This is a genomic window from Acidimicrobiales bacterium, assembly GCA_016716005.1.
Lineage (GTDB): Bacteria > Actinomycetota > Acidimicrobiia > Acidimicrobiales > JADJXE01 > JADJXE01.
The window spans coordinates 1,860,384-1,878,295 of sequence record JADJXE010000001.1 but is presented as its reverse complement, the minus strand read 5'-3'; the positions used below and the strand labels follow the sequence as shown (position 1 = coordinate 1,878,295).

19 protein-coding genes and 1 pseudogene are annotated in these 17,912 nt (G+C 75.6%); 11 read left to right on the top strand and 9 right to left on the bottom strand.

The features are described from left to right. The first annotated feature begins 68 nt into the window (after positions 1–68). Complete coding sequence (locus IPM45_09190; protein MBK9179727.1) at positions 69–665, top strand: glycerol-3-phosphate acyltransferase; 597 nt, start codon at positions 69–71, stop codon at positions 663–665. On the opposite strand, the gene IPM45_09185 is transcribed toward IPM45_09190, so the two are convergent. Genes IPM45_09185 through IPM45_09160 form a run of 6 tightly spaced genes read right to left on the bottom strand, consistent with a single transcriptional unit; the run spans position 583 to position 7,480 of the window. Continuing rightward, positions 583–1,779: a glycosyltransferase gene (locus IPM45_09185; GenBank protein MBK9179726.1), complete on the bottom strand. Its 1,197-nt coding sequence runs from the start codon at positions 1,777–1,779 to the stop codon at positions 583–585. The genes IPM45_09190 and IPM45_09185 overlap by 83 nt on opposite strands. 41 nt (positions 1,780–1,820) lie before the next feature. After that, on the bottom strand, positions 1,821–3,290 hold the full coding sequence (crtI, locus tag IPM45_09180; GenBank protein MBK9179725.1) for a phytoene desaturase: 1,470 nt from the start codon (positions 3,288–3,290) through the stop codon (positions 1,821–1,823). Then, positions 3,283–4,056 carry a carotenoid biosynthesis protein gene (locus IPM45_09175; GenBank protein ID MBK9179724.1) on the bottom strand — a complete coding sequence of 258 codons (774 nt, stop codon included), beginning with the start codon at positions 4,054–4,056 and terminating at the stop codon, positions 3,283–3,285. Before IPM45_09175 ends, crtI (IPM45_09180) begins: the two co-directional genes overlap by 8 nt. After that, a complete protein-coding gene (locus IPM45_09170; protein ID MBK9179723.1) occupies positions 4,053–4,919 on the bottom strand; it encodes a phytoene/squalene synthase family protein in 867 nt (288 codons plus the stop codon). Before IPM45_09170 ends, IPM45_09175 begins: the two co-directional genes overlap by 4 nt. Beyond that, positions 4,916–6,403 (bottom strand): phytoene desaturase, encoded by a 1,488-nt coding sequence (gene crtI, locus IPM45_09165; GenBank protein MBK9179722.1) that lies wholly within the window; start codon positions 6,401–6,403, stop codon positions 4,916–4,918. The genes IPM45_09170 and crtI (IPM45_09165) overlap by 4 nt, the downstream gene beginning before the upstream one ends. 15 nt (positions 6,404–6,418) lie before the next feature. Further along, a complete protein-coding gene (locus IPM45_09160; GenBank protein ID MBK9179721.1) occupies positions 6,419–7,480 on the bottom strand; it encodes a polyprenyl synthetase family protein in 1,062 nt (353 codons plus the stop codon). Positions 7,481–7,550: 70 nt separating this feature from the next. On the opposite strand from IPM45_09160, the gene IPM45_09155 reads away from it, so the two are divergent. Further along, positions 7,551–8,252 (top strand): HAD family hydrolase, encoded by a 702-nt coding sequence (locus IPM45_09155; GenBank protein MBK9179720.1) that lies wholly within the window; start codon positions 7,551–7,553, stop codon positions 8,250–8,252. A gap of 16 nt (positions 8,253–8,268) precedes the next feature. On the opposite strand, the gene xseB is transcribed toward IPM45_09155, so the two are convergent. The 3 genes from xseB to IPM45_09140 are packed head-to-tail and all read right to left on the bottom strand — an operon-like array spanning position 8,269 to position 10,495. Then, positions 8,269–8,508 (bottom strand): exodeoxyribonuclease VII small subunit, encoded by a 240-nt coding sequence (xseB, locus tag IPM45_09150; GenBank protein MBK9179719.1) that lies wholly within the window; start codon positions 8,506–8,508, stop codon positions 8,269–8,271. Next, positions 8,505–9,845: an exodeoxyribonuclease VII large subunit gene (xseA, locus tag IPM45_09145; protein ID MBK9179718.1), complete on the bottom strand. Its 1,341-nt coding sequence runs from the start codon at positions 9,843–9,845 to the stop codon at positions 8,505–8,507. Before xseA ends, xseB begins: the two co-directional genes overlap by 4 nt. Before the next feature lie 47 nt (positions 9,846–9,892). Beyond that, positions 9,893–10,495 carry a histidine phosphatase family protein gene (locus IPM45_09140; protein MBK9179717.1) on the bottom strand — a complete coding sequence of 201 codons (603 nt, stop codon included), beginning with the start codon at positions 10,493–10,495 and terminating at the stop codon, positions 9,893–9,895. Between the two features lie 115 nt (positions 10,496–10,610). Here IPM45_09140 and IPM45_09135 point away from each other — a divergent pair, with 115 nt between their 5' ends. The 9 genes and pseudogenes from IPM45_09135 (at position 10,611) to IPM45_09095 (ending at position 17,910) form a co-directional block, all read left to right on the top strand. Then, entirely contained in the window at positions 10,611–11,444 is an 834-nt protein-coding gene (locus IPM45_09135) for a MaoC family dehydratase N-terminal domain-containing protein (protein ID MBK9179716.1), read from the top strand. Between the two features lie 13 nt (positions 11,445–11,457). After that, the gene (locus IPM45_09130) at positions 11,458–11,694 is read left to right on the top strand and encodes a MoaD/ThiS family protein (protein MBK9179715.1); all 237 of its coding nucleotides are present in this window, start codon (positions 11,458–11,460) and stop codon (positions 11,692–11,694) included. A gap of 458 nt (positions 11,695–12,152) precedes the next feature. Continuing rightward, entirely contained in the window at positions 12,153–12,869 is a 717-nt protein-coding gene (locus tag IPM45_09125) for a hypothetical protein (GenBank protein ID MBK9179714.1), read from the top strand. Positions 12,870–12,958: 89 nt separating this feature from the next. Next, positions 12,959–13,570, top strand: a complete 612-nt coding sequence (locus tag IPM45_09120; protein MBK9179713.1) for a superoxide dismutase — start codon at positions 12,959–12,961, stop codon at positions 13,568–13,570. A gap of 87 nt (positions 13,571–13,657) precedes the next feature. Beyond that, positions 13,658–14,191: an aerial mycelium formation protein gene (locus IPM45_09115; protein ID MBK9179712.1), complete on the top strand. Its 534-nt coding sequence runs from the start codon at positions 13,658–13,660 to the stop codon at positions 14,189–14,191. A gap of 86 nt (positions 14,192–14,277) precedes the next feature. After that, positions 14,278–14,712 (top strand): helix-turn-helix transcriptional regulator, encoded by a 435-nt coding sequence (locus IPM45_09110; GenBank protein MBK9179711.1) that lies wholly within the window; start codon positions 14,278–14,280, stop codon positions 14,710–14,712. Between the two features lie 79 nt (positions 14,713–14,791). After that, positions 14,792–15,936, top strand: a pseudogene (locus IPM45_09105) (glycosyltransferase). Next, positions 15,933–16,400, top strand: coding sequence for a YbjN domain-containing protein (locus IPM45_09100; GenBank protein MBK9179710.1), 468 nt, complete (start codon positions 15,933–15,935; stop codon positions 16,398–16,400). The pseudogene IPM45_09105 and the gene IPM45_09100 overlap by 4 nt, the downstream one beginning before the upstream one ends. Positions 16,401–16,695: 295 nt before the next feature. After that, on the top strand, positions 16,696–17,910 hold the full coding sequence (locus IPM45_09095) for a peptidoglycan DD-metalloendopeptidase family protein (protein ID MBK9179709.1): 1,215 nt from the start codon (positions 16,696–16,698) through the stop codon (positions 17,908–17,910). The last annotated feature ends 2 nt before the right edge of the window (positions 17,911–17,912 follow it).

The window sequence follows — 17,912 nt, the reverse complement described above, 5'->3', positions numbered from 1 at the left end:
GTAGCGGGTGAGGTGGAACGACACGATGGGCGCCACGGCGATGCCGACGCTAGCGGGCGGGCCCGGCGATGAACGCGTGGGGGGTCCTCGCCGTGGCGGCGTCGTACCTGCTGGGCTCGATCCCCGTCGCCGTGCTCGTCGGCCGCCTCCACGGGGTCGACCCCAGGGGCGTCGGCGACCGCAACCCCGGCTACTGGAACGTGAAGGGCCATCTCGGGGCCCGAGCGTCGGTCCCGGTGTTCGCGGGCGACGTGGCCAAGGGGGCGGCCGCGGCCGCCCTGGGGCTGTGGGCGGGTGGGCCCTGGTGGGTCGGCTACGCGTGCGTCGGGGCGGCCATGATCGGCCACGCCTGGCCGGTGTTCGCCCAGTTCCGCGGGGGGCGCTCGATCCTCACCTTCGTCGGGGGCATGGTGGTGCTGGCGCCGTGGACGGCGCTCATCGCGATCACCGTGTGCGTGGCCACCTGGCTGGCGACGGGGTCGTTCGCTTACGGCGCCCGCGTGGGCGTGTTCGGCTTCCCGGTGCTGCTGGCCTTCATGGCTCCCCGGGCGGAGGTGGCGGCCACGGGGGTGCTCATGGCCATCATCGGGTTGCGCTTCGGCCAGGCCTGGCTGGAGGAGCGGGCCCGCCGCCCGGGCCCGGCCGCTCCTCCAGCGGCGGGCTGACCGGGTCGGCCGCCCGGCCGCGCCCGTAGGTGCGGCCCCGCCAGGTGCGCCCCGGGAACAGGGTCGCGTGGGTGTAGCGCGCCGCCACCGCCGGGTCGGCCAGGGGCGACAGCCAGTACCAGGGCCCGCGCCGTCGGTACGCGCCGGCCAGCGCCACCAGGGCACCGGCCCGCAGGGCGAGGAGGCCCACGTCGAGGGGGTCGGCCCGGCCGGTGAGGACCCGCAGCATCGGGAGGGCCTGGGCGAGCCACACCACGCCGAGGTCGGCCACGGCCCAGCCGGGTGGGGTGGCGTCGGGCATCGGGAGCGAGCGCCCCCAGTGGCGCCACACCTCGCCCAGCGACTCGTGCATGCGAACCTCGACGACCCGGGTGCCGTCCAGGAAGCCGACGCGCCGACCTCGCTCGGCCAGCCGCCGGGCCAGGGCGATGTCGTCGGTGAGGTTGCCGGCGGCGAGGCCGAAGCCGCCGGCGGCGAGCAGGTCGGCCCGCCGGGCCAGCAGGCACTGGCCGTTGGCGATGGTGCGGGCCGGCGGCCGGGTCCGGCGGGCGCCGGGAGGGCCGAAGCGGTACAGCAGGGTCGTGAGCATGGCCGGGTGGAGGAAGCGCTCGCCGGCCGTCTCGCACACGAACCGCCCGCCGACGGTGAGCACGTCGTAGCCGTGGCGCTCGGCCGCCCCCACCAGGGCGCCCACCAGGCCGGGGACGGGCACGGTGTCGGCGTCGAGGGTGAGGACCCACTCGCCGCTGGCCTCCCGGAGGCCCTGCTCGAGCGCCCACGGCTTGCCGACCCAGCCGGGCGGGAGCGGCCGCCCGGGCACCACCGTCGCCCCCTGTCGGCGGGCCAGGTCGGCGGTGCCGTCGGTGGACTCGTCGTCGACCACCAGCACCTCGTGCACCTGGGGGTCGCCCCGCAGGGCATCGAGGCAGGGCGCCAGCCGCTCCACCTCGTCGCGCGCCGGGATGACCACCGAGACCGTCTCGTCCAGCCGCCGGTCGTCGGGTCGCACGGGGGCGAGGCGCCGGGCGCCCCGCAGGAACCGGGCCAGGACGGCGAGCGCGGCGGCCACGCGGAGGGCGTCGAAGGCAGCCCCGGCCACCGACGCCGGCCGCATCCCGGCGCCGACCCGGTGGACGAAGCGGCGCGCGACGCGGTTCACCTGGCCAGGTCCTCGGCGACCATGCCGGCCACGATCGCCCCGCTCATGGCCACCAGGGGAAGGCCGCCGCCGGGGTGGCTCGAGCCGCCCACCAGGTAGAGCCCCCGGCGGGGACCGCGATTGGCGGGCCGCAGGAAGGCGGCCCGCCGGCCGTTCGACGACGTGCCGTAGATCGAGCCACCCGGTGACCGGTACCGGGCCTCGATGTCGAGCGGTGTGACAACCTCGCAGAACCGCACCCGCCCGGCCAGGTCCCACCCCCGGTGGGCCAGCACCTCCAGCAGGTGGTCGCGGTAGCCGCTGGCGTGCCTCGACCAGTCGACGCCCCGGCCCTCGGGCGTGTTCACCAGCACGAACCAGTTCTCGCACCCGGCGGGCGCCTGGGACGCGTCGGTGCGGGCAGAGCAGCACACGTACACCGTGGGGTCGGCGACCGGCTGGCGGCGCGGGCCGAACAGGGCTCCGAACTCGGCCCGCTCGTCGGCCGAGAAGGCCACGTTGTGGTGCGCCAGCATCGGCGTCGCGCCCTCCACCCCGAGCAGCAGCACGAAGCCAGACGACGATCGCGGCGCCCGGCGGGCCTGCCGCAGCGCGCCCCGGTCGTCGAGCAGGTCGCCGTAGAGGTGCAGGGCGTCGACGTCGGCCACGACCACGCCGGCCTCGACGATCTCGCCGTCGGCGCGCCGCACCCCTCGCACCGCCCGGTCGTCGGCGAGCACCTCGACCACCTCGGCGCCGGTGGCGACGTGGACGCCGAGCGTGCGGGCGGTGCCGGCGAGGGCGTCCCGGAGCGTCCCGAGGCCGCCGCGCGGGTACCACGCGCCCAGCGACGCCTCGATCCAGGGGATGCAGGCCAGCGTGGCCGGGGCGAGGAAGGGCGACGACCCCGAGTAGGTGGCGTAGCGGCCGACGAAGCGCCGCAGGCGGGGGTCGGTGAACGAGGCCGCGGCCCGCCCCGCGAGGGTGCGGAGCGGGTCGATGGCGAGCAGGTCGAGCGGCGAGCGCATCCGGCGGACCAGCCGGAGCGGGGACTCGATGGGACCGGCGAAGAACGAGCGCTCGGCCACCTCCCAGACGCGCCGGCCGTGGTCGAGGAACGCCCGGTACTCGGCACCCGACCCCGGCGACATGGCCTCGAGCGACGCCACCGTGTCGTCGACGCGATCGTGGGTGTCGAAGCCGGATCCGTCGGCGAAGCGGTACCGGCAGGCCGGGTCGAGCCGGACCAGGTCGACCTCCTGCGGCAGCGACGTCCCCGCCACCCGGAACAGGTCGTCGAACACCCGGGGAAGGGTGAGCAGCGACGGCCCGGTCTCGAAGGTGAACCCGTCCCGTGACCGGACGGTGAGCTTGCCCCCCAGCTCGGCGTTCCGCTCCAGCAGGGTCACGTCGTGGCCGGCGGCGGCCAGGCGGATCGCGGCGGCCAGCCCTCCGACGCCACCCCCGACGACCGCGACGTCAGCCACGGGCGGACCGCCGACGGCGGTTCCAGGCCAGCGCCGCGGGCACGCCCATGCCCAGCCCCCCCACCGCCGCCACCAGGGGATCGCGGAAGAACACCGCGAACCCGAGCGTCGACATCGCCGCCATCCACGTGTAGAGGCCGAGCAGGCGGTCGTCGGGCGGCGAGCCGTCGGTGGGGAGGAGACGGTCGAGCAGCGCCATCACCCCCGCCGACACCGCCAGCCAGCCGGCGTAGTTCGACAGCGGGATGTCGCGGTAGGGCCCGCCGCCCGGCCACACCCAGTAGCGCTCGGCGGTCATCTGGGGGTCGAGGAAGAGGTCCCACGCGGTGAGCGCGGCGGCCCCCAGCACCACGCGCCCCGCGGCCGAGCGGGGGGCCAGCCGGGCACCGACGTCGCGGGCCGGGAGGCCGAGGGCGAACCACGCGAGCGGCACGACGGCGGGCACGCCGCCGACGGTGGGCCGCAGCTCGCCGGTGTAGCCGTACCTCCCGAAGGGCACGCCGGTGCGGCTGCCCACCACCTCGACCGCCAGGGTGGCCAGGGCGACCCCGCCGGCGGCGGTGCCGGCGCGGGGCCAGCCCCACCGCTCGGCGGCCAGGCCCAGGCTGGTGCCGGCCAGCCCTGCCACCACCGCGTCGGCGAGCGGGCCCCGTCGCCCCCGTCGCCGGAGGGGCGTGGCGACCATGGACGCCGCGGCCACGGCCAGCGAGACGCCCGCCAGCCCCCGTGCCGCCGCGGCCCCGCCGCCGGTCACGACCGCGCTCACGGCGCGGCGCGACCCCTGGCCAGCATCACCCGCCCGACCAGCACCGCCTTCTGCCACGTCGGCACGCGGGCCCGGCGGGTGAACACGTCGTAGCCGTTCGTCTCGATGTGGTCGAGGATCCGGCTGTAGAGCACCCGGGCGGCTCGGATCGTGCGGCCGGACGTGGGCGGTAGCAGGGGCACGCCGAGGTCGGCGGAGGCGTAGAGGTCGCGGGTCCGAGCGATCTCGAAGCGCATCAGGTCGACCCACTCGGGGGTGACCCGGCGAGCCCACGGGTCGGCCCCGAAGTGGTGGAGGTCGACCTGCGGCAGGTACACCCGACCGCGGTCCAGATCCTCGGCCACGTCACGCAGGAAGTTGGTGAGCTGGAAGGCGTTGCCCAGGTCGCGGGCGTGGGGGAGCGCCGCGGCCAGGTCGTCGGGCTCGAGGATCGGCAGCATCATCTCGCCGATGACCGCGGCCGAGCCGTCCATGTAGTCGAGCAGGTCCTGGTAGGTCCCGTAGGTCTCGACCGTGAGATCCATCGTCATCGACCGCAGGAAGCGGCGGAAGCACCCGGGGTCGATGCCGAAGGCCCGGACCGTGTGCACCACTGCTTTGAGCACCGGGTCGTCGGAGCGACCGGCGTCGAGGTCGGCGAAGAAGCGGTCGCCGAAGTCGGCGAGGGCCCGGGCCCTCGCCTCGGTGCTGGCGGGACCGAGGTCGTCGACGATGTCGTCGGCGTGGCGGCAGAAGCCGTAGAGCGCGTGCACGTGGTGGCGCTTGACCCGGGGGAGGAGGTACGTCGACCAGTAGTAGGTCGTGCCGTACCGCTGGTTCAGCCGCCGGCACAGCTCGTAGCTCTGTTCGAGGGTGACGCTCACGCGCGCCGCCGTCCTCCCGCCGCCTGCTCGACCCGGTCGGCGGCGAGCCTCCCCGACACCAGCACCATCGGCACACCCACGCCCGGCACCGTACCCGAGCCCACGAACACCAGGCCGGGGACCCGCCGATCGACGTTGGCGGGCCGGAACGGCCCCGTCTGCAGGAACCGGTGCGACAGCGCGAACGGGGTACCGCGCTCCATGCCCTGGCGCTCCCAGTCGAGCGGGTCGACCAGCTCCTCCACCCGGACGTCGACCGGGTAGCCGAGCGACGACACGCGGGCGGCCAGCTCGTCGCGCACGCGGCCGCGCTCCCGGCGCCAATCGATCCGGCCGTCGAGGTTCGGCACCGGCTCCAGCACGTAGAGCGTCGAGCACCCCGGTGGGGCGAGCGACGGCTCGTCGAGCGAGTGGAGGGTCACGAGGATCGACGGGTCGGGCATGCGGGTGCCGTCGCGGAGGAGCGCCCGGAAGGCGCCGTCCCAGTCCCCCCCGAAGTGGATGTTGTGGTGGGCCGCGTCGACGGGCGGGGACCCCGCCACCCCTGCATGCCAGACCACGCACGACGGCGAGTAGTGCCCGCGGCGGGCCGCCCTGGGAGCGTCGAGGCCGCCGAGCAGCGTGCGGTAGGCCACCGGCAGGTCGGGGTTGCACACCACCGCGTCGGCCGCGACCACCTCGCCGGTGTCGAGCTCGACGCCCGTGACCGGGCCGGTCGTGCCCGACGCCCGGAGGATCCGGGTGACCGTCGTGCCGTAGCGCAGCTGGGCGCCGGCGGCGCCGGCCGCGCCGGCGAGCCCGCGGGGCAGGGCGTGCATGCCGCCCTCCGGGACGAACACGCCCTCGATCGAGTCCATGTACGTGATGACGCAGTAGATGGCGAGCGCCTCGTAGGGGGCGAGGCCGGCGTACATGGACTGGAAGCCGAAGATCTGCTGCAGCCGCTGGTCGGCGAAGTACGAGGCGACCACCCGGTTGAGCCTGCGGAACCCGCCGGCGCGCACCAGCCGCAGCGCAGGACCGAGGGGCCGGAGCAGATCGAGGGGCGAGTCGAAGTTGACGTCGATGAAGCTCGGCATCTCGAGCCGGTACAGCTCGGCCAGCCAGTCGGCGAAGCGGTGGAACGCGGCGGTCTCGGCCGGCCCGCACACCTCGCGGATCTCGGAGGCCATGCGCTCCCGGCCGTGCCACACCCGGAGGACGGATCCGTCCTGGTAGGTGGCTCGGTACATGGGGTCGACGGGCTTGACCGTGAGGTGGTCGCCCATCTCCGCCCCCGCCGCCTCGAAGACCCCGCGGATGAGCCCGGGCATGGTGAGCACCGTCGCCCCGGTGTCGAACCGGAAGCCGCCGCGCTCGAGGATGCCGCACCGGCCTCCCGGGCCGTCCGCCCGCTCCACCACCGTGACGTCGTGGCCCCGCCCGGCGAGGTGGCAGGCGGCGGACAGGCCGCCGAGCCCCGCACCGACGACCACCACGTGCATCGCGCCGGCCTGCCGCTAGCGGTCGCGACGCGCGACGTAGACGGCGAGCTGGACGAGCGCCTCCTTGGCGTCGGCGGTGAGGTCGGCCCGCTCGAGAGCGGCGATGGCCTCGCCGGTGAGCGACTCGACCGTGGCCTCGACCTCGGCGACCGCGCCGGTGTCGACCAGCAGGGCCTGCAGCGCGGTCACCTCGTCGTCGGCCAGGTCGGGGGCGCCCACCCGATCGAGCAGGGGGGTCGCGGCGGTGCCGGCCCGGCTGCTGGCGATGGCGAGGAGGGGCGTGGGCTTGCCCTCGCGGAGGTCGTCGCCCACCGGCTTGCCGGTGGTGGCGGCGTCGCCGAAGGCGCCGAGGACGTCGTCGCGGAGCTGGAACGCGTCGCCGAGAGGGAGGCCGTAGGCCGACAGCGGCGCGACGAGGTCGTCGAGGCGGCCGGCGAGGGCGGCGCCGAGGTGGAGGGGCCGCTCCACCGTGTACTTCCCCGACTTGTACCGGGCGATGCGCAGGGCCTGGGCCTCGGTGGGGTGGCCCTTGGCCGTGCCCACCACGTCGAGGTACTGGCCGACGTTGAGCTCCACCCGCAGCTCGTTCCACACGTCGATCGCCGGCCTGGGCGCCTCGACGAGCAGCAGGTCGGCGTACACGAACGCCAGGTCGCCGACCAGGATCGCCACCCCCTCCCCGAACCGGCGGGCCTCGCCCCGCCAGCCGCTGAGCGCGTGGTGGGCCGCGAACTCGAGGTGGGTGGTGCGGGCGCCCCGCCGGGTGGGCGACCCGTCCATCACGTCGTCGTGGAACAGCGCGAAGGCGTGGAGCAGCTCGAAGGCGGCACCGGCATCGACCACCCGGTGGTCGTCGGGGTCGCCGCCGGCCCCGACGAAGGCCCAGTGGCAGAACGCCGGCCGGAGCCGCTTGCCGCCTCCGAGCACCAGCCTCTCCAGGCTCGAGAACGCCGGCCCGAGCTCGGGATCGATCGCGGACCACCGCCCCCGCTCCTGCTCGAGGAAGCAACGGAGGCGGGCCTCGACGCGATCGGCGATCTCGACGAGGGACGGCGGAGGGGAGACGGCTCCGTCCATAGGCATCCCCCAGCCTAGGGGGAGCGACCGGCCATCGGACCCCGCGGGGGCGCCGGTAGGGTCGTACCCGATGGCCGTCGACGCCGTGATCTTCGACTGGGGCGGCACCCTCTCGGAGTTCGTGAGCGTGGAGATGATCGACGTGTGGCGGCTGGCGGCCCGGCACCTCGACCCGGACCGCGAAGACGAGATCGCCGATCGGCTCACGCAGGTCGAGGAGCGGTTCTGGGCCCGGACGGTCTCCACCCGGCGCAGCGGCACCCTGGCCGACCTGGTCGCGGAGGCATCCGACGAGCTCGGCCTCGACGTCGGCGAGGCGGTGATGGAGGAGGCCGCGCTGCGCCACCTCGACGCGTGGACCCCCCACATCCGTCACGACCCCGATGCCGCGCCCACCCTGTCGGCGCTCCGTGCTCGCGGGCTGCGGGTGGGCCTGCTCTCCAACACCCACTGGCCCCGGCACTTCCACGAGCACTTCCTGGAGCGCGACGGCCTCGCCGGGCTCATCGATGCCCGGCTCTACACCAGCGAGCTCCCGTACCTGAAGCCCGATCCGAGCGTGTTCCTCGCGGCTCTCGAGGCGCTGGGCGTGGACGACCCGGGCCGAGCGGTGTTCGTGGGAGACCGGCTGCTCGACGACGTCTCCGGCGCGCAGGCCGTCGGGATGCGGGGCGTCCACCGCCCGAACCCCCTCGTGCCGGGGCACCCGGTGGAGCCCGACGCCGTGATCGCGGCGCTTCCCGAGCTGCTCCCGCTGGTCGACGGCTGGTAGCGGAGGCGCCGGGCCGTCAGGACGCGTCGTCGTCGAGGCCCACGACGATCTGCTCCACCTCGAGCCGCGCGTCGGCGATGCGGGCCCGGCAGATCCGGATCAGCTCGGCGGCGCGCCGGACGCGCGAGGCGAGCAGGTCGACGTCGGCGTCGTCACGCTCGAGGCCCGCGAGGATCGCCTCCAGCTCGGCGAGCGCGTCGGCGTAGCCCGGCTCGTCGGTGGGGGATCCGGGACCGGTCGGGTCGGGGGCGCTCATCGGTCGGTGACCGTACTGCGGACCTCGCCGTCGGCGAGGGTGCTCACCAGCTCGGTGCCGACCGGCGCGTCGGCCGGGCTCCGCACGAGCCGCCCGCCGGCCGAGTGGGTGATCGAGAAGCCCCGGGCGAGCACCCGCGCCGGGTCGAGCGCCCGGGCCCGGGCCTCGACCCCGTCGAGCAGGAGCTCGGCCCGGTCGAGCCGGCGGGCGGGTGCCGCCACCACGCCGTCGGTCAGGCGCTGGAGCCGGCGCCCGGCCGAGTCGAAGCGGAGGCGGGCCGTGCCGACCAGCCTGCCCCCTGCCTGGTCGACCCGGTGCCCGGCGTGGCGGAGGCCGCTGACGCCCTCGCGGCGCACCCGGTGCGCGGCCCGGCCGAGCAGGGCCTCGTGCTCGTCCAGACCGGCTGCGGCTCGCGCCGCCACCTGCGCCCACGCCGTCTCCACCGCGGCCAGGAACGCCCGGACGCGCTCCACCAGGAACGCAGCGCAGGCCGTCGGCGTCTTGAAGGCCCTGTGGGCCACGTGGTCGGCCACGCTCGTGTCCACCTCGTGGCCGATGCCGGTGAGCACGGGGACCGGCGACCGGGCGACGGCCCGGGCGACGCCCTCCACGTCGAACGCGCCCAGGTCGGTGCGCGAACCACCGCCGCGCACGAGCAGCACGACGTCGAGGGGCCGCCGGACGAGGGCGTCGAGCGCGGCGCAGACGGCGCGCTCGGCCCCGGCGCCCTGGACCCGGGCGTCGGCGACCGCGACGCGGAAGCCGAAGCCGCTCGCCTCCAGCTCGTGCAGCACGTCGCGATGGGCCGCGCTCCCGACGCTGGTCACCAGGCCGACGCGCAGCGGCACCGGGGGGAGGGGCAGGGCGCCGTTGCGGTCGAGGAGCCCCTCCGAGGCCAGCACGCGGAGCACCCGCTGGCGTTCGGCCGCCAGCGCGCCGAGCGTGTGGAGCGGGTCGATGGCGGCGAGCTGCAGCCGGAGCCGGCCCTGGGGGGGCGAGAAGGTGAGCCGGCCGAGGACGCGGACCTCGATGCCGTCGCGCAGCTCGAGCCCGGCCCGCTGGAGGGTGCGGCGCACGCCCTGCCACGTCCTCGCCCAGGCCACCACGTCGAGGCGCGCCGACGCCGCGCCCGTCCGCGGGTGCTTCTCGACGAGGGTGAGCCAGACGTGGCCGTTGGCGGAGTGGGAGAGGCCCTGGACCTCGCCCCGCACCCACACCTGGTCGTGGAATCCCTCGCGCAGCACCGCGTCGACCCGCTGCCCGAGCTCGGCGACCGTGTACGTGTGGGGCGCGCTCTCGGTCTCGTCGGGATCGAAGAAGGACAGGATCTCGGCCATGACCTCGCGATGATGCCCCGCCGGCGCGGCCCGCACCGGCCGGGGCGCTACTCGATCTGGTCGCCGCCGAACACGGCAGCCACCTCGTCGTGGTCGATCAGGTCGCGACGGGGCCCGAGGGCGACGGTGCCGCCGGCCACCGTGACCTCCCTCGCCCCCAGGTTCGGTAGGAAGACGAGCTCGGCCCCGTGGGCGTGCTCGAACGTGCGGATCGCACCCCCGTGGGCCACGACCAGCACCGACCCGCCGGCGTGGACGGCTGCTGCGTCGAGCACCGCAGCGAGCACCCGCCCGAGGAGGTGCTCGTCGGGCTCGTACCCGGGGGGGCGGCGGTGGGCCTCGAGCCAGCCGGGCCAGCGGAGCTCGATGTCGTCACGGGTGCAGCCCGTCCACTCCCCGGCGTCGCGCTCGCGCAGCCGGACGTCGACGGCGACCGGCCCGGCGCCCAGGCCCTCGGCGATCAGCTCGGCGGTGCGCCGGGCCCGCCGGAGGTCGGAGGCGACGATGGCGTCCACCTCGCCCACCGATCGGGCGGCGGCCCGCGCCTGGGCCTCGCCGAGGGGGGACAGGGGCGGGTCGGCCTGGCCCTGCCAGCGACCGTCGGCGTTCCACACCGACTGACCGTGACGCACGAGCAGCAGGCGGGTCATCCCGAGCACGGTACCGCCGCGGGGTCCCGAGGCCGCACCGCGTGCCGGGGCACGTCGCCGCAGCCGGCCCGGTCCCCTAGGCTCGATCTGCTCCAGCGCGGAGGAGGAGGCATCCATGGCCCTGCCCATCGAGAAGCTCGGCACGGTGTACGCCGAGCGGACGGCGACCCTCGAGGCCGCCCGGGTGGCGGCGTACGCCGATGCCACCAACGACCCCAACCCCGCCTACCGAGACGGCCGGTACGCGCCGCCGGTGTTCGGGGTCGTCCCCACCTGGGAAGCCATGGGCCTTGCCGTCGCCGACGTCGTGCCGACCGACGCCCTCATGTTCATCGTGCACGGCGAGCAGGACATGCACTTCCACCAGCCGCTGCGGCCGGGCCTCACCATCACGACCCGTTCCGAGGCCCACTGCGTGCGCGTCGGCGGGTCGGGCACCCGCTTCACGGTCCGCGTGCTGAGCGACGACCCCGACGGCCGGCCGGTGCTCGAGCAGTACGTGACCATGTTCATCCGCGGCATGGCCGACGGCGAGAGCGGCGGGCCCGACGCCCCCGACCACACCTTCCCGGAGGCGGCTCGGGCGCATCCCGTGGGCGAGCTGGCGGTGCACGTCGACGACGACCAGACGTACCGCTACCGCGACGCCTCCGGCGACCTGATGCCGATCCACGTCGACGACGCCGTCGCCAGGAGCGTCGGGCTGCCCGGGATCATCGCCCACGGGCTGTGCACCATGGCGATGTGCAGCCAGGCCGTCCTCACCCTGACGGCCGACGGCGATCCCGGCCGGCTGGCGCGCCTGGCCGTGCGGTTCGCGGCCAACGTGTTCCCCGGGAACGACGTCGTCACCACCGTGTTCGACGCCGGCGACGGGCGGTACCCGTTCGAGGCGTCGAGCGCAGGGGCCGTGGTCATCAAGAACGGTCTCGCGGTCCTGCGGCCGTGACCGGCTGACCGACGTGGCCGTCCTCCGCCTGTTCGCGTCGGCTCGCGAAGCCGCGGGTCGAGCGCGTGACGACGTGGGGGGCGCCACCGTCGACGAGGTGCTGGCCGAGGCGCGGATCCGCTACGGCGACGGCTTCGGCGCGGTGCTCGGGCTCTGCCGTGTGTGGGTCAACGGTGAGCCGGCCGACGGGGCCACGCCCGTGGGCGACGGCGACGAGGTGGCGGTGCTGCCACCGGTCTCGGGCGGGTGACCGCACCCCCCGCGCCGCGCCGCCGCGACCCCGAGGGTGCGGCGACACCGACGCGCCGCCGGCCGGTGGAGGGTGCGCCGACGCCGACGCGCCGGCGGCCGGTGGAGGGTGCGCCGACGCCGACGCGCCGGCGGCCGGTGGAGGGTGCGCCGACACCGACGCGCCGGCGGGTGACCGACGCGCCCGCCACCTCGGTCGGCCTCCAGCGGTCCGGAGCCGTCCCGGCAGTTCGTTGGCCCGCCGAGCGGTCTCGGCGGGCGGGGGCGGCGCCCGCTCCCCCCGCGCCGCCACCCTGGCGTCGGGGCCGAGGTGGGCGGCGGGTCGCCCCGCCGGCCCCGGCCCCGGCCCCGGCCCCGGTACCGGCCGCGGCCCCGGTACCGCGCGCAGCCCCCGCGCCGGGCCGTGCCGGCGATCCCCTCGCCCGGCTGCTGCCGCCGTACGACGTCGACGGACCGCGCGTGCGGCTCGGGGTCCTGTGGTTCCTCGGGGTCATCGGCGCGCTCGTCCTCGGCCCGCCCGCCCTCGCGCTCCTCTACGGGGTGACCGCGGCAGGCGCCGGGGCCCAGGCCGCGGGGGCCTGGCCCCCGCTGGCCGGGCGCCCCCTGCGGCTGGCCGCGGGCGCCCTGGCGGCCGCCATGGCCGCGGCCGCGCTGCTGAGCGCCCCGGCCGTGGGCCTGGTGGTGCTCGTGGGCGCCGTGGCCACGGTGGTGCTGGCGGCGAGCGCTCGACCGGCGCCGGCCGCGCTCGGCGTGACCGGTCTGCTGCTGCCCTGCTGGCTGGCGACGGGCCTGGCCGCGGCGGCGGTGGTGCTCATCGACCGCCTCGACACCGGCGCCGCGGTCACGCTCGTCCTCTTGGTGAGTGCCTACGAGTCGGGCGACTTCCTGATCGGCTCGGGCGCCACGAACCGCTTCGAGGGGCCGGTGGTCGGGATGGTCGCGGTGCTGGTGGTGGGCTTCGCCACGTCGGTGGTGGGCATCCCGCCGTTCGAGCTGCGCGACACCGTCGCCTTCGCGTGCATGGCCGCCCTGCTGGCGCCGGTCGGCCAGTGGGTCGCCTCGCTGGTGCTGCCGACCCCGTCCAGCCGGGCCCCGGCACTGCGGCGGCTGGACTCGCTCCTGGTGCTGGCGCCGGCGTGGCTGCTGGCCGTCGATCTGTACGTCCGGAGCCACTGAGCGGGCCGCGACCGCCCGGCGCGGACGGTGCCGTGGCCGGATAGCCTCCGACCAGGGTCCTCATCATCGACCGTCACGAAGGAGACGAGATGGCGCAGTACACGCTGCCCGACCTCCCGTACGACTACGGCGCGCTCGAGCCCCACTACTCGGGCCAGATCGTCGAGCTCCACCACGGCAAGCACCACGCCGCGTACGTCACGGGCACCAACACCACCCTCGAGAAGCTGGAGGCGGCCCGGGCGTCGGGCGACTTCGCCGCGATCGTCGGCCTCGAGAAGACCCTGGCGTTCAACCTGTCGGGCCACGTGCTCCACTCGATCTTCTGGACGAACATGAGCCCCGACGGCGGGGGCACGCCCGACGGCGAGCTCGCCGCGGCCATCGACGAGTCGTTCGGCTCCTTCGACGCCTTCAAGGCCCAGCTGTCGCAGGCCACGACGCTCGTCCAAGGGTCCGGCTGGGGCGTGCTGGCGTGGGAGCCGCTCGGCGGGATCCTCACCGTCCAGCAGGTCTACGACCACCACGGCAACGTAGGGAACGGCTCGGTGCCGCTGCTCGTGATCGACGCCTGGGAGCACGCCTACTACCTGCAGTACAAGAACGTCCGTCCCGACTGGGTCGCCGCGTTCTGGAACATCGTGAACTGGCCCGACGTCTCCCGCCGCCTCTCGGCGGCCCGGGCACTCAGCCTGGCGTAGCGGTGCCGGCGGGGGCGGCCCGACCGGTCGCCTCCGGCCCCGCCCCCGCCCCCGCCCCCGCCCCGGGTCGGCTCATCCGGAGGTGCCATGCACGCCGACGACATCGACGTGATCCTCGCTCCCGACTACCTCGACCACCTCGCCGAGTGCCCCCTCGACGAGGTGCGGGCGAAGCGGGCGCACTGCGTGCGGGCGGGTGACACCCTGTCGTACGTGCGCCGGCTCATCCACGGGCGCATCGACATCCTCGAAGCGGAGCGGATGCGCCGCGTCGAGGGCGGCGACCCCGGGGACCTCTCGGAGCTGGTGGGCCGCCTGGCCGAGGCCCTCGGCGAGGGTGGACGGCCTCACGGCCCGGGCCGCCTGCCGCAGCGGGTCGCCCCGCCCGATCACGACCCGTCGTTCACGGCCGAGCTCGACGAGATCGTCGATGCCGTGGCCGGACAGCTCCCCGACATGTCCGAACCGGAGCTCGAGCACGTCCTCGGCGATCTCCGGGAGCTGGAGCGGAGCGTGTCGGGCCGGCGGCGGGCGGTCCACGATCGGGTCGACGCGCTGCAGGCCGAGCTCACCAGGCGCTACCGGACGGGCGAGGCGACCGTCGATTCGCTCCTCGGGTGACCGCGCTCGCGCCCGCACGCCGCGCGCTCGCGGGTGTTGCGTACCCTGAGGGCGTGAAGGAAGAGCTCGAGAGCCGGTGGAACGACGTGGGGCAGTTCATCCGCGAGCAGCGGCACCTCGGTCACCTGTCGCTGCGGAAGCTCTCCGAGATGGCCGGGGTGTCCAACCCGTACCTCAGCCAGATCGAGCGGGGCCTCCGCAATCCGTCGGCCGAGATCCTCCAGCAGATCGCCCGGGCCCTGCGCATCTCGGCCGAGAGCCTCTACGTCAAGGCCGGCATCCTCGATCCGCGTGACGAGCCGGTGAGCCTGGTCGACCACATCCTGGGCGCCCCCGAGCTCTCCGACGACCAGAAGCACACGCTGGTGCGCGTCTACCGCTCCTTCTGCCTCGAGAACGCCCCGGACCAGCCGGCGCCGGAGCCGGAGCCGGAGCCGGAGCCGGAACTGGAGGCGGAACTGGAGCCGGAGCCGGAGCGTGCGGGCCCCTCGGCGGAATCACCGCCCGCCGGTGGGCGTTGACCCGCCCGTGCGCCGCATCGCCGTCCTCTCCCTCCACACCTCCCCGCTGATCCAACCGGGCACGGGTGACGCCGGCGGGATGAACGTGTACGTGCGAGAGCTGGTGGCCGCACTGGCGCAGGCCGGGGTCGACTCCAGCGTCTATGTGCGCCGGTGGCGCGACGATCTGCCCGACGTGGTCACCGTCGAGCCTGGCTTCACGGTGGTGCACGTGCCGGCCGGCCCCGTCGACCTCCCCAAGGAGGCGCTCCCGCGGTGGTGGATCGCTTCGCCGACGGGGTGCGCGACCACCTGCAGGTCACCGGCGGCGTCGACGTCCTCCACGCCAACTACTGGCTCTCGGGCGTTGCCGCCCACCGCCTGAAGCACGAGCTGGGCCTGCCGCTCGTGTCCACGTTCCACACCCTCGCCCGGGTGAAGGCCGAGACCGGCGACCCCGAGCCGCAGGGTCGTGATCGGGCCGAGGCCGAGGTGATCGGCTGCGCCGACGCCATCCTCGCCAGCTGCACCGAGGAGGCCGCCCAGCTCGAGCGCCTGTACGCGGCGGCGCCCGGCCGGGTCGAGATCGTGCCCCCGGGTGTCGACCATGCCTTCTTCTCGCCCGGTGACCGCCGTGGGGCGCGTGCCGCCCTCGGTCTCGGCGACCACCCGGTGCTGCTGTTCGTGGGCCGGATCCAGCCCCTGAAGGGCCTCGACGTGGCGGTCCGGGCCCTCGACGCGCTCGGCCGGACCGACGCCGTGCTGCTGGTGGTGGGTGGGCCGAGCGGCCCTCAGGGGAGGGCCGAGGAGGACCGCGTGCGCGGCCTGGTCGCCGGGCTCGGGCTGGCGGACCGGGTGCGCTTCGTGCCGCCGCAGCCCCACCACCTGCTCTCGACGTTCTACCGCTCGGCCGACGTGGTGCTCGTGCCCAGTCGCTCGGAGTCGTTCGGGCTGGTCGCCCTGGAGGCGGCCGCCTGCGGGGTCCCCGTGGTGGCCGCCGCCGTGGGCGGGTTGCGCACCCTGGTCGATCACGGCCACACCGGCTTCCTGGTGGAGGAGCGCGACCCGGCCGTCTTCGCGTCCCACGTCGGCGAGCTCCTCGACGAGCCGGCCGTGGCGGCCGCCATGGGTGCCACCGCCGCGGTGCGGGCCCGCCGCTACACCTGGTCCACCACCGCCGCCCGCCTGCGGCGCCTCTACGCCGATCTCACCACCGCGGCCCTGGTGGAGTGCCGGGCGGCATGAGCGCCGAGCCGGCCAGCCCCGCCGAGCTGGACGTCGTCGAGGCCCGCATCTCGGCGTGGCTGGGCCAGCAGCTGGCCGACAACCCGGTGGTCGCCGCCGTCGATCGGGGCGAGCCCGGCGAGCGCCGCTGGTACGTGCGGCTCCGGGGCGAGGAGAAGGACGTCTCGACCATCTGGCTCACGCTGGGCCAGCGCACCCTCCACCACGAGACGTACGTGCTGCCGGCGCCGATGGAGCAGCACGCCCGGTTCTACGAGCACCTGCTCCGGCGGAACTACCGGCTCTACGGCGTGCAGTTCGCGATCGGGCCCGAGGACGCCGTGTACCTCGTGGGGCAGGTGCCGGTGGCGTCGCTCGACGAGGCCGAGCTCGACCGGGTGGTCGGCACGGTCTATGCCACCGTCGAGCAGACCTTCCGCCCGGCCCTGCGGATCGGGTTCGGCTCCCACCTACCCGGCCGGTGAGCACCTTCGGTCAATCTCGGTAATTCTCGGTCATCTCTGATCCCTTTCGGGTACGTTGCCGGTCGAGCCCGGGGAGCGGCTCGGGCGCACCCGATCGGGGAAGTGCGGGAGCGCCGGGTTCGCCCCCCGGGCTCGACCGCGGCGGCGAGCCCTCGAGCCGACCTCGTCCTTTCGAGCCCGGCGCGTCTCTGGTACGGTCCGCCGACCGTCACGTGGTCGTCACGCCACGGCCACGATCCCGTCATGCGCTCCCTCCGGTTGACCCGACCTCGATGACCACGCCGACCCCGCTCCCATGACCGACCGCTCCGTCCGAGGGGCGCGCCTGCGGCGAGCCGGGGTCGCGGCCTTCGTCGGTGTGGCCCTGGCCGCGTCCCCGGCCTGGGTCCGGGCCGACAGCGTCGGCGACGCGCGGGCCCGGCGGGAGCAGGTCCGCCAGGAGCGGGCCCAGGCCGCGGCCCGGCTCGATCCCCTCCGCTCCTCCGACCTCGAGCTCGAGGCCGCCATCGGCCAGCTCGACGGGCTCATCGCCGTCCAGGAGGCCCAGGTGGCCGACGCCCGCCAGGCCGCCGGCGCCGCCGGGCGCGAGGCCGAAGTGGTCGACGCCCGGCTGGCCGAGACCGAGGCTCGGGTCGCCGAGCTCCGGGCGGCGGCGGTCGACCGGGCGGTCCAGGCCTACGTGTTCCCCGTCTCGGATCTCGTCGGCGACCTGGCGACCAGCGCCGACTGGAACGCGGTCACCCGGCGTGAGGCGCTGCTCGACCACGTCAGCGGCCGCCAGCGCGGCACGCTCGACGAGCTGCGTGCCGCCGAGGAGGACGCCACCTGGCTGCGAGCCGCCGCCACCGAGGCCGCGGCCCGAGCCGAGGAGCGGCGGGCCCTCGAGGAGCAGCGCCTCGTCGACCTGCAGGCCAGCCGGGATCGCCAGGCGCAGCTGCGGGCCGACCTCGAGGTGCGGATCCAGGAGCTCCTGGCCGAGATCGACGAGCTGGAGCGATCGGACGCGGCCCTCGCCCTGCTCATCCGCGAGGCGCAGGCCGCCGCCCGGCCGGCGGCCACGGGCGCCGCGGCCTCGCCGGGGGGTGCGGTGGCCCCGTCGGGCGGCCGAGGCACGTCGGCCGGGCCCGGCGGCGCCGTGTCCTCGGTGGGCCTCCAGTGGCCGACGAGCGGCCCCGTCACCTCCGAGTACGGCCAGCGCTGGGGCCGCTTGCACGCCGGGATCGACATCGCGCCGCCGGCGGGCACGCCGATCTACGCCGCCGCCGCCGGCACCGTGATCCTGTCCGGCTGGCAGGACGGCTACGGCAACGTGATCATCATCGACCACGGCGGGGGCATCAGCACCCTCTACGGCCACCAGAGCGAGCGGGTGGCGCAGCAGGGCCAGCAGGTGAGCCGAGGCCAGCTGATCGGCTACGTCGGCTCGACCGGGCGCGTCACCGGACCCCATCTCCACTTCGAGGTGCGGGCCGGCGGCACGGCCCAGAACCCGCGCAACTACCTCCCCTGACG

Bases quoted from the DNA above. Each gene is read 5' to 3' on its own strand.
- IPM45_09190 (MBK9179727.1), top strand. From the start codon at position 69: ATGAACGCGTGGGGGGTCCTCGCCGTGGCGGCGTCGTACCTGCTGGGC.
- IPM45_09185 (MBK9179726.1), bottom strand. From the start codon at position 1,779: ATGCGGCCGGCGTCGGTGGCCGGGGCTGCCTTCGACGCCCTCCGCGTG.
- crtI (MBK9179722.1), bottom strand. From the start codon at position 6,403: ATGCACGTGGTGGTCGTCGGTGCGGGGCTCGGCGGCCTGTCCGCCGCC.
- IPM45_09160 (MBK9179721.1), bottom strand. From the start codon at position 7,480: ATGGACGGAGCCGTCTCCCCTCCGCCGTCCCTCGTCGAGATCGCCGAT.
- IPM45_09155 (MBK9179720.1), top strand. From the start codon at position 7,551: ATGGCCGTCGACGCCGTGATCTTCGACTGGGGCGGCACCCTCTCGGAG.
- xseB (MBK9179719.1), bottom strand. From the start codon at position 8,508: ATGAGCGCCCCCGACCCGACCGGTCCCGGATCCCCCACCGACGAGCCG.
- xseA (MBK9179718.1), bottom strand. From the start codon at position 9,845: ATGGCCGAGATCCTGTCCTTCTTCGATCCCGACGAGACCGAGAGCGCG.
- IPM45_09140 (MBK9179717.1), bottom strand. From the start codon at position 10,495: ATGACCCGCCTGCTGCTCGTGCGTCACGGTCAGTCGGTGTGGAACGCC.
- IPM45_09135 (MBK9179716.1), top strand. From the start codon at position 10,611: ATGGCCCTGCCCATCGAGAAGCTCGGCACGGTGTACGCCGAGCGGACG.
- IPM45_09120 (MBK9179713.1), top strand. From the start codon at position 12,959: ATGGCGCAGTACACGCTGCCCGACCTCCCGTACGACTACGGCGCGCTC.
- IPM45_09115 (MBK9179712.1), top strand. From the start codon at position 13,658: ATGCACGCCGACGACATCGACGTGATCCTCGCTCCCGACTACCTCGAC.
- IPM45_09100 (MBK9179710.1), top strand. From the start codon at position 15,933: ATGAGCGCCGAGCCGGCCAGCCCCGCCGAGCTGGACGTCGTCGAGGCC.
- IPM45_09095 (MBK9179709.1), top strand. From the start codon at position 16,696: ATGACCGACCGCTCCGTCCGAGGGGCGCGCCTGCGGCGAGCCGGGGTC.